Below are 15197 nucleotides of genomic sequence, written 5' to 3'. Positions count from 1 at the left end.
CCCGGCCAAATAAATCGACCGCGTGAGCGGCAGACCTCCGTTTTATCTCCCAGTCCTGGATCGGCTGAGATGCGTTCCCGACGCTCTCAAGCTCCGGCCGTTCCCGACGGCCGGACCCTGGCCAGTCGGAGAGAAAACAGAGGCGATTTAAGCCGGAACCGTGCCTCGCTTCAATCCCGCAGCGATACGGAAAGTTCCAGTCGCTTCCGGTTCCACAGCCACGCCGTTGTCCCCGGCTCTCAGCGCCCCCGGTTATGACCCAACTCAGGCGGGGTTGAGCTGTCGGGAACAGCGAAAGAGAGCGATCGTCGGGAACGAATCGCGAACGACCCCGAATGTTTGGGTGATAGCCGGTGGGTTTACCGCTTCAGCGGCGATGAGCTCGCCGGGCGCCGGGGCTGTTCGGGGGATGGCGTTATCCCCCGGACACGTTCACCGTTTGCTGCGGTGGCAAAGATAACTTGTCGGATGGGTGAACGGAAAACTGCTTGCTGGCAGATCCTTCTTTTCGAAATGATAAAATAAAGATCTGTATTAGAGGCAATTATAGGAGTACGAGAAAGTAAATCGTAGGGCTACCCCAAATACTCAATAACCGACAACCCGCCGTTATAATCCGTGCTGTACACAATCCCTTGAGCGTCGACAAAGATATCACAGGACTGGATCACCTGCGGGCGTCCAGGGCGAGTATCCATCATCTTTTCCGGGGCGGCAGGTACCAGCGCACCTGTTTCTACCGGGCGGTACGGGTTGGAAATATCGTAGGCTCGCACGCCAGCGTTCTGATACGTCGCGAAAATTAGCGTATCGCTGATAAAGCTACCTGGGCGGTTTTCGTGCAGATTATGCGGGCCGAAATGCGCGCCTTTCGCCACATAATCAATCTCATCCGGCTGCGGGAACGTGGAGATGCTGACCGGGTTCGACGGGTCGCGAATATCGAACAGCCAAATCAGCTTCTCGCCGTCCTCCTGATTGTCCAGTACCGCTTCGTCGAGTACTACCAACAAATCGCGATTCGGCAGCGGCAGCGCCGTATGGGTGCCGCCGCCAAACGGCGGGCTCCAGTTACGGTGGCTGATGAGCTGCGGCTGAGCGCGATCGGAAACGTCCAGCAGCGTCAGGCCGCCGTCGCGCCAGCTGGCATACGCCGTGTCGCCGCTGATAATCGCGTGGTGTAGCGCATAGCGTTTGCCTTCCGGCCAGGTGGGCTGCTCGCCTGCGGCAGTGTTCATGCCCGGCAGCCACCAGTTGCCTGCCACCTGCGGATTGCGCGGGTCGGCGAGGTCGATAGTCAGGAAGATATAATCGCTAAACCCATCGATCAGCGCGGAAACATATGCCCAGCGGCCGCCCACGTACCAGCAGCGGTGGATGCCGATGCCGCTCAGCGACAGGAAGCTGATTTCTTTGGGTTTATCCGGCGTGGAGATATCAAAAATGCGTAATCCGGCGCTCCAGCCTTTGTCCTGCACGTCGCGAACCGTTTCGCCAACCGATTTGGTGTAGTAAACCTTCTCATCGGCGAAGCGCACGTCGGCAAACAGATCCCGGGCGTTAATCACCAGCAGCAGGTCGTCGTGCGCCTGCAGGTGAATATTCCAGGTACCCGGCGGCGCGGGCACGAAGCCCGCCGCTTTCGGGTTTTTAGGATTGCGGACGTCCACAATCGAAAAGCCCTGCGACACCATATGGCCGATATAAGCATAGCCCCGGTGCACCATTAGCTGCACGCCGTCCGGTTTTCCTCCCTGATCGCTATGGCCGATCAGCCGCATATTGCGGCTGTATTCGGGTTGTGGCAGTGCCATTGCGGAACTCCTTATTTATTTTTCGCTTCGAGCGTGGCGAACCACGGCGCGATAAAGTCGTCGGTCTGGCCCCAGCCTGGAATGATTTTGCCCAACGAAGTGACGTTGACCGGGCCAGGCTGGCTGGCTAGCAGAGCCTGCGGAATGGCTGCGGCTTTAAAGTCGTAGGTCGCAGGCGTTTGTTCCCCGGCGATCTTGTAGGCCACCAGGCGCACGTTGGTGGCACCGATCAGCTTCGGATCGACCGCCACGCTGACTTTCCACGGGCTGTTGGCTTCGCGCATCAGCTGAATGTCCTGGTTGGAAACGTCGATGCTATAGAGCTTAATTTCGGTACGGCCGTTTTCCTGCAGCGCTTTATAGGCGCCCTGGCTGAAGGCATCCCAGGTGCCCCAGATGGCGTCGATTTTGCCTTTCGGATACTTCGCCAGCACTGCGCCCACTTTGTTGGCGGTGTCGCCCTGCACGTCGGAAGAAACCGCGCCGATGGACTCCAGCTCTTTAATGCCCGGGTTGGCTTTCAGCAGTTCCTGATAGGCCGCCTGGCGGCGTTCCATCGGTGGGAAACCGGCCACCCACAGCTTGATGATGTTGGCTTTGCCGTTGAAGTCTTTGACCAGCTGGCCGAAGGAGAGGCTGGTCAGCGAGGCGTCGTCCTGCTGGGTGACGGTCACGCCGGGAATGGTGCCGTTTACGGCGGTATCAAAGACCGACACCGCAATGCCTGCGGCTACGGCTTTTTTCACCAGTTCGGTGGAGTAAGGATCGCGACCCTGAGAAAGAATAATCCCGTCATACTTCTGGCTGATCGCCTGGTTCACAAAGTCCTGGAAGCGGGCGTCATCGCCGTTGCTCAGGAACGTGCTGACCTTGAAGCCCAGCTTTTTAGCCTGTTGAACCGCACCTGCGACAAACTGCGTGGTGTTGTCGTCGGAGCCCAGGTTGCGGATCACGGCGATGCGGATTGGACCGTCGTGGGCGGCGATTTTTTCCGGCACCGGCGATGGCGTAGCGGCGTGGCCCGGCAGAGCGGCAAGCAGGCTAAGCGCCAGCAGCGAAGTTGTCAGTTTTTTCATGGTCGTTACCCTGTGTGAAGTTGTTGTTTTAGCGTCGTTGTATGTAAGTAATTGCCAGTGCGGCAGCCAGCACCAGGCCTTTAATAATGTCCATCGCGTAATAGGGCACGGAGAGCATCACCAGCCCGTTTTGCAACACGCCCAGAATCACCGCGCCTACCAGCGTGCCGAGCGCGTTAGGTTTACCGGAACCTGCCAGAGAGAAACCAATCCAGGCGGCAGCCACGGCATCCATCAGGTAGCCGCCACCGGCGTTAACCTGTGAAGAGCCAATACGTGAGGCCAGCAGGATGCCGCCCAAACCTGCCAGCAGCGAGGCCAGCACGTAGGCCGCCACGCGGTAACGGGTGGTGCGAATGCCGGACAGGCGAGCCGCCTCCGGGTTGCCGCCGATGGCGTACATCCGGCGGCCATGTTTGGTCAGAGAGAGCGCGAGCTGTGCGACCAGCGTGACCACCAGCATGATGATGACGATGGTCGGCACCTGCCCGAGCAGCCCAAAGGCGGCGGGAATCGTCCCTTCCGCCATGTCGCCGCTCGGCAGCACCATGTTTTCGGTGATCGAGCCACCGTAGCTGTAGGTCATCGCCACGCCCTGAATCACAAACAGGCTGGCAAGCGTGGCAAGCATGTCGGGAATTTTCAGCACCACGATCAGGAAGGCGTTGAATAGCCCGACCAGCGTGCACAGCACCAGGGTGATAAGAATCGCTTCGGTAGTGCCGAAGCCGTGCCAGACGAACAGCGAAATCACCAGCGCGTTTGCCAGCGAGGCGGTCGAGCCGACGGACAAATCAAACCCGCCCACGGTGAGCGAGATTGACACGCCGATGGCGATCACCGTCACGATGGCGATGGAGCGCAGAATATTGATGATGTTGTTCGGCTCAAGGAAACTGTCGGACGCGATGCCGAACAGCGCCACCAGGGCCACCACGGTGAGCAACATCCCCCATTTGTAGAGAAAGTCAAAGAACTGCTGGCGGCCTGACGCGCTGGCCTTAAGGGATAATGCTTTGCTCACGCGGGGGTTCCTCCGGTGGAGTAGAGTAATAAGGTTTCTTCGGTAGCCTGGTGGCCGTCCAGCTCAGCGACGATGCGCCCGTCCCACAGCACGCAGATGCGATCGCACAGCCCGACCAGCTCGGCAAATTCGCCCGAGGCGTAAATCACCCCTTTGCCACGACGGGCCAGCTTGTCAATCAGCACGAAGAGGTCGGTTTTGGCTTTGATGTCTACGCCTTTGGTTGGCTCATCAAAAATCAGCACGTCTGCTTCGTTGCGCAGCCATTTGCCGATGGCCACTTTTTGCTGATTGCCGCCGGACAGGCGGCGCAGTGTTTGCGCCGGGCCGCTGGTGCGAATGCCCAACTGCTGAATGGTCTCCTCCGCCCAGCGCCTGGCTTTGCGGTAGTCGAACAGCCCCCAGCGGGTAAACTGGCTGTCGGCGCTGACGGCGAGATTCATGGTGACCGACTCGTCGATAAAAATGCCTTCTTTGCGGCGCTCCTCCGGCACCAGCACAACGCCGCGAGTGACGGAATCCGCCGGGTCGGTCGGGCGCCAGGCCTTGCCTTTTAATTCGCCGCGATCAAGCGTGCTGCGGGTGGCGCCGAACAGCGCTTTGCAAAGCTCGGTTTTCCCCGCTCCGGCGAGGCCCGCAATGCCCAGAATTTCGCCTTTGCGCAGGCGCAACGAGATGTCGCGCAGCAGCGTATCGTCATGCAGACCTTCCACTGCCAGCAGCGTGTCGCCCTCAACCGGCGGGCGGTGAGGGGGATAAATGTCGTCCAGCTGGTGGCCCAGCATTTTCTCGACAATCTCTTCGCCACTGAGATGCCCCATCGGGCCGCTGTCCACCAGCTTGCCGTCGCGCAGCACCGTCATCTGGTCGCAAATGGCTTTCAGTTCATGGATGCGGTGGGAGATAAACACCACGCCAATGCCACCGCTTTGTAGTCGCTGCACGACGCTGAAAAGATGTTCGCTTTCCTGGCTGTCCAGCGGGGCGGTAGGTTCGTCGAGGATCAGAAAGCGGCAATGATGTGAGAGCGCCCGCGCCAGCAGGATTTGCTGTTTTTCCGCCAGGGTGCATTGCTCAATACGTTTTTTGACGTCGATCTCCACGTCGAGCTGCGCCAGCGCTTCTCGAGCCTGCCGGTAAATTTTCGACCAGCGGTAGACATGCCCCGTTTCGGCCAGCTTATCGAGCATGATGTTTTCCGCCACGCTCAGGCCCGGCACCAGGGCAACGTCCACTTCCTGCTGCACCAGATGGATCCCCAGCAGTTTGGCGTCACGCGGGTTGCGGATCGTCACCGTTTCACCGTCGATCAGGATTTCGCCCTGGTAACCCTCGTGCGCGCCGGAAAGCACCGCCATCAACGTGGATTTACCCGCGCCGTTTGCGCCGGTTAAAGCATGTACCGAGCCGCCCTCCAGCCGGAAATTCACCTGGCTCAGCGCGTTAAAGCCCGCGAAGGCGATAGAGATTTCTCGCATCTCAAGGCGGTTAAGCGTGGTCATAGCGGCGGCGGCTTCCGGGTTTAATGAATTGATCTGTCGAATTTTTAACGGCCTTCTGGGTTGCGGGCAATGAACGAAAAGACATAAGATAAAGCAAAATGATATTAGCCGTCCAGATGTCTGGACATATCATCGGTATAGAATATATCCCGCCAGCGAAGAAAAGGAAATGCATCATGACCAGCACCGCTATCCGCGTGGTTACCGGCCCCGCGAATTACTATTCACACCCCGGCAGCCTTGCTCGTCTGACTGAGTTTTACAGCGAAGATCAGCTGAATAACGCAGTCTGGATCTACGGCGAACGCGCGTTTGCGGCGGCCCGGCCCTTCCTGCCGGCGGCGTTTTCGCTGCCCGGCGCGAAGCATATTCAGTTTGGTGGGCACTGCAGCGAAAGCGACGTGCAGAGGCTGGTGGCGGAGTCTGGTGAACGTCAGGTGGTGATCGGCCTCGGCGGTGGAGCGCTGCTGGATACGGTCAAAGTGGTTGCTCGTCGGCTGAATGCGCCGGTGGTGGCGATCCCGACCATCGCGGCAACCTGTGCGGCCTGGACGCCGCTGTCCGTGTGGTATAACGACGCCGGCCAGGCGCTGCGCTTCGAGATTTTCAACGATGCTAACCATCTGGTGCTGGTGGAGCCGGAAATTATCCTGCGTGCGCCGCAGGAATATCTGCTGGCCGGCGTCGGTGACACGCTGGCGAAGTGGTACGAAGCGGTGGTGCTTAGCCCGCAGCCGGGAAATCTGCCGCTGACCGTGCGCCTAGGCATTGGTGCGGCGCTGGCGATCCGCGATGTTTTGCTGGAGCGCAGCGAACAAGCGCTGGAAGATCAGCGCCAGGGCAAGTTAAGTCAGGCGTTTCTGGACGTGGTCGAGGCGATTATTGCCGGGGGCGGGATGGTGGGTGGCCTGGGCGAACGTTACACCCGCGTTGCCGCCGCGCATGCCGTCCATAACGGCCTGACGACGCTGCCGCAAACCGACCGCTTCCTGCACGGCACGAAAGTGGCCTACGGGATTCTGGTACAGAGCGCACTGCTGGGGCAGGACGATGTTCTGGCGCAGCTGACGCAGGCCTATAAGCGTTTCAATCTGCCAACAAAACTGGCGCAGTTGGATGTGGATATCCATAATCGTGCCGACCTGGATAAGGTGATTGCCCGTACTTTACAGGCCGGGGAGTCGATTCATGCGCTGCCGGTGGCGCTGTCGTCGGAGAGTTTGCTGGCGGCGCTGGAGAAGGTTGAGGCGTTGTAAAGATTTGCCCCTCACCCTAACCCTCTCCCCACAGGGGAGAGGGGATAAAACCAGGTACGAAAACTTTCTTTTTACCCTTTTCCTGAGGGAGAGGGAATAGACAGGATTGCATGTCGTTTTTTCTCCCTCGCCCCTTTGGGGAGAGGGCCGGGGTGAGGGGAAAAATTGCTCCCTACACTCATTGCCCTTCAGCCTAACTGCAGCTCCCGCACCAAACTAAACGCCTGCTTCATATGCTCCTCGCTGACGATAAACGCCCTTAGCTGCTGTGCAGCGTCCATCCCTTTGGCAATCAGCCCTTGCGGGCTGGCGCTAATCTGCCAGACCAGGTCGCGGCGCTGGGTTTCTCCGGCCAGGTGCAGCGGCATCTCCGGCGTTTTCACCTTGACCAGCATCGCCGGAAGGGAAAGCGCGTCACTCGCCCCGAGCAGGTTTTTCGCCAGCGTCATGGCGCTGAGCTGAATCGGCTGCAGGAACGGCAGCACTTTGCCATCGATTTCTGCGCAGTCGCCGAGGGCGTAAATATCCGGATCGGATGTTTGCAGCTGGCTGTTCACCTTGACGCCCCGGTTCACCTCAAGCCCTGCATGCTGGGCCAGCCCAACGTTCGGGCGCAGGCCGATGGCGGACACTACCGCATCAACTTGCAGCTCACGTCCGTTGTTAAGCGTGGCGCACAGCCCTGACTCCGCCTGGCTCACCGCTTCCAGACGCTGGTTGAACAGCAGCTCGACGCCCATCTGGTTCAGGCGGGATTGCAGTCGGCCGCTAACCTCTGCCGGAAGCAGCGACGCCATCAGGTGGCTGGCGTTATCCACCAGCACAACCTCTTTGCCCGCACGGCAGAAGTCCATCGCCAGCTCGCTGCCGATCAGCCCGCCGCCGAGGATCATCACCCGCCGGGCGTCGCGCAGCCGGGCTTCACAGGCCTGATACTCCTGCTGGCTGTTGAGCGTCGTCATCAGCTCTTTGCCGGCAACGGGCGGCAGCAGGGCGGAAGAGCCGGTCGCCAGCACCAGCTTGTCGTAGCGCCACTGCTGTTCGCCGCAGTTGACCCGTTTATTTTTTGGGTCAAGGCTGCTGACCCAGCTATTGGCGTGCAGCGTCAGGTTGAACTGCTCCGCAAACGCGCCAGCCTGCTGGCGGGTCATCGCTTCTGCCCGCTGGTTTAAGCTGATGACGTGGCTCAGGTCCGGTTTGTTGTACTCGTCGGCGCTGTCGGCGGCAATCAGCCGGATGGGCACCTCTGCGCTGTGTTTGCGGATATTTTTCACCAACTGGCGGGCGGCAAAGCCCGAGCCGACTATCACAATTCCGTTGTTCATTTGGCCTCCGTTGCCAGTTCGTCGAAGACGTCTTTGCCCAGCGAACATTCAGGGCACAAGAAACTGTCAGGCACTTCGCTCCATGGCGTGCCTGGCTCAACGGCCTGCATCGGTTCGCCCTGCGCTGGATCGTAAATCCACTGGCAAACGCTGCACTGCATGCGGGGGCCGAGGTCGGCGCCGGTGGATTCTGCTTTTGCTTCTTCGGCTAGCGGAGCGACGGTGATTGAAGCCTGAGCCACCGGCAGCGGGGAGAGCGCCCACTGGCGGGCGATTTCGCGACCGTGTTCGCGGCAAAGTTCCAGGGCGTTGCCGTCCGGACGCCATTTCGCCTTCAGGCTGAGGGACATTTCAAACCCGGCGTCCTGCAGGCGGGTGGAAAGGCGATCGACCGCGCCGCCGCTCCAGCCGTGGGAGCCGAAGGCGCTGGCGCGTTTGTTGCGGAAGCGCAGCCCGGTTATCTCTTCCACCAGCCCGGCGATTTTCGGCATCATCACGTTGTTCATAGTGGAGGTGCCGACCAGCACGCCTTTGGAGCGGAACACGTTGGTCAGAATTTCGTTTTTATCGCTGCGCGCCACGTTGAAGATTTTCACCGCCACGCGCGGGTCAACTTCGTGAATGCCCTGGGCAATGGCGTCCGCCATCATGCGGGTGTTGTTCGACATGGTGTCGTAGAACAGCGTGATGCGGTCTTCCTGGTAATCGGCGGCCCATTTCAGGTACAGCTCAACGATTTGCGTCGGGTTGTCGCGCCAGACCACGCCGTGGGAAGTGGCAATCATCTCCACCGGCAGGTTGAAGCCGAGGATTTCGGTAATTTTTGGCGTTACCAGGCGGCTGAACGGCGTCAGGATGTTGGCGTAGTAGCGCTGGCACTGTTCGAACAGCTCGGTCTGATCCACTTCGTCGTTAAACAGATGCTCGTCGCAGTAATGCTGGCCGAAGGCGTCGTTGCTGAACAGCACCGCGTCGCCGGTCAGATAGGTCATCATGCTGTCCGGCCAGTGCAGCATTGGCGTTTCAACGAAGATCAGCTGTTTGCCATTGCCGATGTCCAGGCTGTCGCCGGTTTTCACCACCTTAAAGTTCCACTCCGGGTGATGGTGGTGACCATTAATGGAGTCGATGCCGTTGGCGGTGCAGTAGATTGGCGTGTGCGGGATGCGTGACATCAGCTCGGTCAGCGCCCCCGCGTGGTCTTCTTCCGCGTGGTTGATAATGATGTAGTCGAGCGTGTTAAGGTCGATTTCACGCTCAAGGTTTTGCACAAACTCGCGGCTGAACTTGTGGTCCACAGTGTCGATCAGGACAGTTTTCTCTTCGCGAATGAGGTAGCTGTTGTAGCTGCTGCCGCGCAGCGTTTTATATTCCGTGCCGTGAAAATCACGCACTTCCCAGTCACGTTGCCCAACCCACTGAATGTTGTTTTTAACCTGAATAGCCATTGAGAACCTCATTGATGTCATAGCGTTAAGTACTTCAATGACGGTGTTATTGCGAGTATCGTGCCAGTTTTATAATTTATTGATTTTTAATTGTTTGTTGTTTTCTGTGTTCTTTTTTATTGTCATAATGACATTTTTGTTTTTAGTCATAATGACTCTGATGTTTGTCATTTTGACTACTCAGGCGTAAGCTGAACGCCTCGCGTTCCAGGAGCCTCCCTATGAGCCTGTCGATGTCTTCTCTCGCCGCCATTGCAATCGAACTGCAGAGCGGCATCAGCCATTCCGATCGCTTTACCCGCGTTATCCGAACCCTGAGAAAGCTGCTCGGCGGTGATGCCACGGCGCTGCTGCGCTACGAGTCGCGGCATTTTTACCCGCTGGCGATAGACGGCCTTGCCCTCGATGTGCTGGGGCGGCGCTTTGCCGTGGACGCTCATCCGCGACTGGAGGCCATTGCCCGCGCGGGTGACGTGGTGCGTTTCCCGGCCGACAGCGAGCTGCCCGACCCGTATGACGGCCTGATTCCAGACCATGAAGAACTCAAAGTTCACGCCTGCCTGGGGCTGCCGCTGTTTGCCGACCAGACGCTCATCGGGGCGCTGACCGTGGACGGCATGGATCCTTATCAGTTCGACAGCTTCAGCGATGAGGAGCTCAGGCTGATTGGCGTACTGGCGTCCGGGGCGCTGAACAATGCTTTGCTGCTGGAACAGCTTGAAAAACAAACGCCGGAAGGCACGGTGCAGCCCGCTATTGCGCGGGAGGCCGCCGGGGAGATGATTGGCCGCTCGCCGGGCATCATCCAGCTGAAAAAAGAGATTGATATCGTTGCCAGTTCCGATCTGAACGTGCTGATCACCGGCGAGACTGGCGTGGGGAAAGAGCTGGTGGCGCGGGCGATTCACGCCGGATCGGCCAGGGTGGCAAGTCCGCTGGTTTACCTTAACTGCGCCGCGCTACCGGAAAGCGTGGCGGAAAGTGAGCTGTTCGGCCATGTGAAGGGCGCTTTTACCGGGGCGATTCATCACCGTACCGGCAAGTTTGAAATGGCGGATAACGGCACACTGTTTCTCGATGAAATCGGTGAATTACCGCTGGCGCTGCAGGCCAAGCTGCTGCGCGTGTTGCAGTACGGTGATATTCAGCGGGTAGGGGACGATCGCAGCCAGCGCGTGGATGTTCGGGTATTGGCCGCGACTAACCGCGATCTGCGCCAGCAGGTACTGGCCGGCGAGTTTCGCGCCGACCTGTTTCACCGCCTGAGCGTTTTTCCGCTGCACATTCCACCGTTGCGCGAGCGGGGAGAGGACATTGCGCTGCTGGCCGGTTTTTTCTGCGAGCAAAGCCGCGTGAAGATGGGGCTGAAGCAGGTTGGGCTGAGTGAATCGGCTCGGATGCTTCTGGCGCAGTATGGCTGGCCGGGAAATATCCGCGAGCTGGAACACGCCATTTATCGCGCGATTGTGCTGGCCCGCGCCGGTTACCCACAGGGCGAGCTTGTGCTTCAGCCTCAACATTTCCATCTTGCTGGCCAGTTGGATGTGGTAGCCCACGAGCCAGAAACGCCACCTGTAGAAACCCCTTTTGCCAGCCTGCGAGAAGCGACCGATGCGTTTCAGCGCGGCCAGGTTAGGGAAGCGCTTGCCCGTAATGGCAATAACTGGGCGGCCAGCGCCCGGCAGCTCGGCGTCGATGTGGCCAACCTCCACCGGCTGGCGAAGCGGCTGGGAGTGAAATCACCCCAAGGGAGTACCTCTTAACTTCAACCGCAGATAAATTCATCATACAAACTCGTTGTTTAGCGGCGAAGCGGCGCGGATAATCGCTGTGTATTTTTATATATAACGAGGATGCTATGGCTTTGACTTCAGCACGCAGCGCGGGCGCCCTGGCGCTTTGCTCACTTCTTTTCAGCGCTTCGGCGCTGGCTTCTGCCGATATTCGCGTCACCTATGCAGGTTCGATGGGCAAGGTCATGGACCAGTCCCTCGGTCCGGCCTTCGCGAAAGAAAACCACGGTGATTACCAGGGGCAGGGGCAAGGCGCTTACGGAATGGCGCGGCTGCTCGCCAGCAAGAAAATTACCGCCGATGTGTTTGTCTCCATCACCCCTGGCCCTATGCAAATCCTGAAAGATGCCGGGCTGATTGACGATGCCGTGCCGGTGGCCAGCACCAGCATGGTTATCGCCTATAGCCCGAAAGGAAAATACGCGCCGCAGTTTGCCGCCGCGAACGGAAAAGACGCCAGCTGGCTGAAAGTGCTGGCGACGCCGGGGCTGAAGTTTGGCCGTACCGATCCGTATAACGATCCTAAAGGGCAGAATATTGTCTTTACGCTGCTGCTGGCGGAAAAATATTACCAGCAGCCGGGCGTGGCGAAGCAGGTGATGGGGGAAGTACAAAACCCTGCCCAGGTCAGCCTGGAAGGCGGCCTGCTGACGCGGCTGGAGAGCGGGCAGGTTGACGCCGCCGCTGGGTACGAAAGCGAAGTGATTTCCGCCAAACTGCCGTACATCGCGCTGCCGGATGAGATCAACCTCAGCAACCCTGATGAAGCCAAACAGTGGTACGACACCGTGAGCTTCACCATCAAGGACAGCGCCGGGAAAGATCAGGTGCTGCATACCCAGCCGCTGGTCTATTACGCTGCCGTGCTGAAAAACGCCCCGAACGGCGTGCCGCAGGGGCAGAAGTTTATCGACTTTATGCGTAGCGCCGAAGGCCAGAAGCTGTTTAAAGCGAATGGCTATGCGGCACCTAAAGGCCAGGCGATTTACGCGCAATGATGCGTAGCCCGGCAATGTGGCTGTCGCTCCCGGCACTGCTTCTGCTGGCGATTCCGTTTGCGACTTTGCTGGGCGTCACGCCGTGGCACGGGTTTCATTTGGCCTGGGGAGACGGTAGCGCGATTGCCGTTTCCCTTGGGCTGGGCGGCCTGGCGCTGATGATTGTTGTCGCGCTGGGGCTGCCGGTGGCATGGTGGCTGGCCTGGGCCAAAGGCCGGCGTCGACTGCTGGTTGAGGCACTGGTGTTGCTTCCCCTACTTACGCCGCCGCTGGCGATGGGGATTTTGCTGATTTCCGCCTGGGGGCCGTATAGCCTGGCGGGGGAGTGGCTGTCCCGCTTCGGGCTGACGCTGGTGAATAACCCCGGGGCTTTCGTGCTGGCTCAGGTTTACGGCGCGCTGCCTTACTTTATTACCGCCGCCCGTTCCGCGTTTGCCGCGGTGCCGAAAGAGATTCTTGAAGCCGGGCGCACGCTCGGGGCCTCACCCTGGCAGCGCTTCCTGCGCCTTGCTTTGCCGATGTCCGCGCCGGGACTTGCGTCGGCGCTTGCCGTGGCTTGGGTTCGGGCCATCGGTGAATTTGGCATCGTGATGATTTTTGCCTATTTCCCTCAGGGGATCCCCGTCAAGCTGTATACCAATCTGCAAAACGACGGCGTGGATGCGGTTTATACTTTAGTATGGCTGCTGCTGCTGTTCACTTTGCCTCTGCCGATTATCTGCTTTGCTTTTGCCCGGCGAAAAGCGGCGCATTAGGGCTGTCAGGTTGCTGTCGGGTTGATGTCGTGTCGCTGTCGTGTTGAAGTGGCGCGGGCTGAGCCATAGTCAGGGCGGGTTAAATCATTTGAGGATCTCCAGCCATGAGTAACAACATTAAAGCGTTGCGTTTGTCCCGCGCCTGGTCCCAGGAGCAGCTGGCCGAACTCTCTTCCCTGAGCGTCAGAACTATTCAGCGTATTGAAAATGGCGGGCAGGCAAGCCTGGAAACCATGAGCGCGATTGCGGCGGCGTTCGATCTCAAGGTGACGGATTTATACGACGACAATGAGCCGGACGGTGAGCCAGAGGATGCGCTCAATACGCGCATTCTTGAAGCTAAGCGCCGCGTGGCCCGCGAGTATCGCTTCTACCGTTCGGTGCTGGTGTGGGCGATTGTGTGTACCGGGCTGGCCGTTATTAACTGGCTGACTTCGCCGGGCCACTATTGGTTCCAGTGGGCAACGCTGATTTGGGGCGCGCTGCTGGTGATGGGCGGCCTCCGCCTGTTCCTGCTGAAGGGCTGGCTGGAGAAACGCCAGCAGCAGCGCCTCCAGCAGCTGTTGCGGAAGTGATCAGTTCACAATCCGGTTGCGGGCAATCCAGTCGATAAAAGCCTGTTTCGGCAGGGCTTTGCTGTAAAGCCAGCCCTGCCCCCAGGCGACCCCGTGTTCCCGCAGCCACGCCGCCTGCGCCGCCGTTTCAATCCCTTCGGCGAGCGTTGCCAGATGAAGCGTTTTCGCCATTTCAATGATGTACGGCGTGACGTTTTTGTACTCCAGCGCGTCAACGAACGATTTGTCTATTTTCAGGATATCGACGTCGAGATCCTGCAGGTAGCTGAGGCTGGAATAGCCGGTGCCAAAGTCATCCAGATAGATAGGATGACCCGCTTCGCGGTATTTCGCCACAATCGGGGCGCTCACCTTAGGGTCGGCAAAGCCTCGCTCGGTAATCTCCAGCGCTATTTGTTCCGCTTTGACCTGATACTTCAGCAGCAGCGGCCTGATGGCCAGCAGCACCCTGTCGTTAAGCACGTCGCTCGGGGAGAGATTGATTGAAATATGGTGCCGGGGGTGGGCGTGCAGCCAGTCACCGAGATCGGCGAAAGTCTTTTTAATCACCAGCTCGGTGATCTGCGAAATAAGCCCGGTCTGCTCGGCAATGGGAATGAAGATGTCCGGGCTGATGAAACTCCCGTCCGGTAAGCGCCAGCGAAGCAGCGCTTCTGCACCTACGCCTTCACCGGTTTTTAAATCAACGATGGGCTGATATTCGAGGCTAAATTCCCGGCCTCTGATGGCGTCCTGAATACGCGCCTGCGGGGATTCAAGACGGCGCAGCAGGCGAGTGATGAACCAGCCTGCGCTAAGGCTAACGAGAATACCTATTGGCAGCCAGATGACCAGTTGCTTATACCAGGCCGTTTGCAGCGGAGCACTGGACGCCCAGGTTATCAGGGCCAACCCGGACGCCGGAGAGCGGAGAATGACATAGTCGTTTTTCCCGTCGGAGTAAGTTGTCACGCCCTTTGCTACCTGACTTTCCCAGCTGTTGTTGGGCAACCCGGTGTTACTGGCAATCAGTCGATTACGCGCCAGGCCAACCAGGGCAACGTTGACCGGCGTATTGCCAAGAGGAATGACGTCAATGAAGGCCTGCGGATCGATAACCACCACATGATCCTGGTTACCGATGTATATCATTGGGCGCTGAAAACCCAGATCGGTGACGTCGGTGTACCAGGCGAAGAAGCCCCGTGTGCTTTGCGTATCGGGTGGGCCAAGCTTAATGCCATGGTGTGCTGCTTCAAGGGAAGAGCATACGGCCCGGTCGCCGACGAGATAGACGACTTCCTGGATGTAGAGATAATCAAAAGCGACGCGGCGCATGGCATCCAGGTGGCTGGCAGAGCAGTGCTGGCCGCGAAAAGCGTTGATTTGCCTGAGCGCCATGTTGGCCTGGCTAATAACTTTGTCGCTGCGGACCATTCCACGATCGGCGTAATTTTCAAGCTCGTTATGGAAGTTTTTCTCGGCTTTGTTATGGGCCAGATAAATGCTAAGCAAGATGGGCAGCAGCACTGCCACGATCAGTACGCCATTGACGAGGGTGACCCTTTTTTGGCTTGTCATAAGTGGGTTCCGGCGTAAGGGGGTAAATGTCAGGGATAATTTACCTGCCAGCATAGTTCACCGGGCACAGG

The 15197-nt window shown here is 58.8% G+C and carries 12 protein-coding genes; 5 read left to right on the top strand and 7 right to left on the bottom strand.

The features are described from left to right. Positions 1-575: 575 nt before the first annotated feature. From A936_RS18215 to A936_RS18200, 4 genes are read right to left on the bottom strand one after another with little or no spacing between them, the layout of a single operon-like run. Positions 576-1814: an LVIVD repeat-containing protein gene (locus A936_RS18215; RefSeq protein WP_008460350.1), complete on the bottom strand. Its 1239-nt coding sequence runs from the start codon at positions 1812-1814 to the stop codon at positions 576-578. Positions 1815-1825: 11 nt separating this feature from the next. Continuing rightward, on the bottom strand, positions 1826-2890 hold the full coding sequence (locus A936_RS18210) for a sugar ABC transporter substrate-binding protein (RefSeq protein ID WP_008460349.1): 1065 nt from the start codon (positions 2888-2890) through the stop codon (positions 1826-1828). Between the two features lie 28 nt (positions 2891-2918). Continuing rightward, complete coding sequence (locus tag A936_RS18205; protein ID WP_008460348.1) at positions 2919-3914, bottom strand: ABC transporter permease; 996 nt, start codon at positions 3912-3914, stop codon at positions 2919-2921. Beyond that, positions 3911-5416 carry a sugar ABC transporter ATP-binding protein gene (locus A936_RS18200; protein WP_008460347.1) on the bottom strand — a complete coding sequence of 502 codons (1506 nt, stop codon included), beginning with the start codon at positions 5414-5416 and terminating at the stop codon, positions 3911-3913. Before A936_RS18200 ends, A936_RS18205 begins: the two co-directional genes overlap by 4 nt. Positions 5417-5592: 176 nt before the next feature. Here A936_RS18200 and A936_RS18195 point away from each other — a divergent pair, with 176 nt between their 5' ends. Next, positions 5593-6672 carry an oxidoreductase gene (locus A936_RS18195; protein ID WP_008460346.1) on the top strand — a complete coding sequence of 360 codons (1080 nt, stop codon included), beginning with the start codon at positions 5593-5595 and terminating at the stop codon, positions 6670-6672. Positions 6673-6860: 188 nt separating this feature from the next. On the opposite strand, the gene norW is transcribed toward A936_RS18195, so the two are convergent. Both norW and norV read right to left on the bottom strand, forming a co-directional pair. Then, positions 6861-7997: an NADH:flavorubredoxin reductase NorW gene (gene norW, locus A936_RS18190; RefSeq protein ID WP_008460344.1), complete on the bottom strand. Its 1137-nt coding sequence runs from the start codon at positions 7995-7997 to the stop codon at positions 6861-6863. After that, positions 7994-9445 (bottom strand): anaerobic nitric oxide reductase flavorubredoxin, encoded by a 1452-nt coding sequence (gene norV / locus A936_RS18185; protein ID WP_008460343.1) that lies wholly within the window; start codon positions 9443-9445, stop codon positions 7994-7996. Before norV ends, norW begins: the two co-directional genes overlap by 4 nt. A 221-nt stretch (positions 9446-9666) precedes the next feature. Between norV and norR the strand changes: the two genes are divergently transcribed. The 4 genes from norR (at position 9667) to A936_RS18165 (ending at position 13566) form a co-directional block, all read left to right on the top strand. Further along, positions 9667-11208 carry a nitric oxide reductase transcriptional regulator NorR gene (gene norR, locus A936_RS18180; protein WP_008460340.1) on the top strand — a complete coding sequence of 514 codons (1542 nt, stop codon included), beginning with the start codon at positions 9667-9669 and terminating at the stop codon, positions 11206-11208. Positions 11209-11303: 95 nt separating this feature from the next. Continuing rightward, positions 11304-12236, top strand: a complete 933-nt coding sequence (locus tag A936_RS18175) for an extracellular solute-binding protein (protein ID WP_008460339.1) — start codon at positions 11304-11306, stop codon at positions 12234-12236. After that, entirely contained in the window at positions 12233-12991 is a 759-nt protein-coding gene (locus A936_RS18170) for a molybdate ABC transporter permease subunit (protein WP_008460337.1), read from the top strand. Before A936_RS18175 ends, A936_RS18170 begins: the two co-directional genes overlap by 4 nt. A 104-nt stretch (positions 12992-13095) precedes the next feature. Next, positions 13096-13566 (top strand): 2TM domain-containing protein, encoded by a 471-nt coding sequence (locus tag A936_RS18165; protein ID WP_008460336.1) that lies wholly within the window; start codon positions 13096-13098, stop codon positions 13564-13566. Here the strand turns inward: A936_RS18165 and pdeB are convergent, their stop codons facing one another. Continuing rightward, entirely contained in the window at positions 13567-15126 is a 1560-nt protein-coding gene (gene pdeB, locus A936_RS18160; RefSeq protein ID WP_008460335.1) for a cyclic di-3',5'-guanosine monophosphate phosphodiesterase PdeB, read from the bottom strand. Positions 15127-15197: the final 71 nt, after the last annotated feature.

The sequence above is a fragment of the Enterobacter sp. Ag1 genome, from assembly GCA_000277545.1.
In the GTDB taxonomy this organism is placed as follows: Bacteria; Pseudomonadota; Gammaproteobacteria; order Enterobacterales; family Enterobacteriaceae; genus Cedecea.
This window is presented reverse-complemented; position numbering and strand designations above follow the sequence as displayed.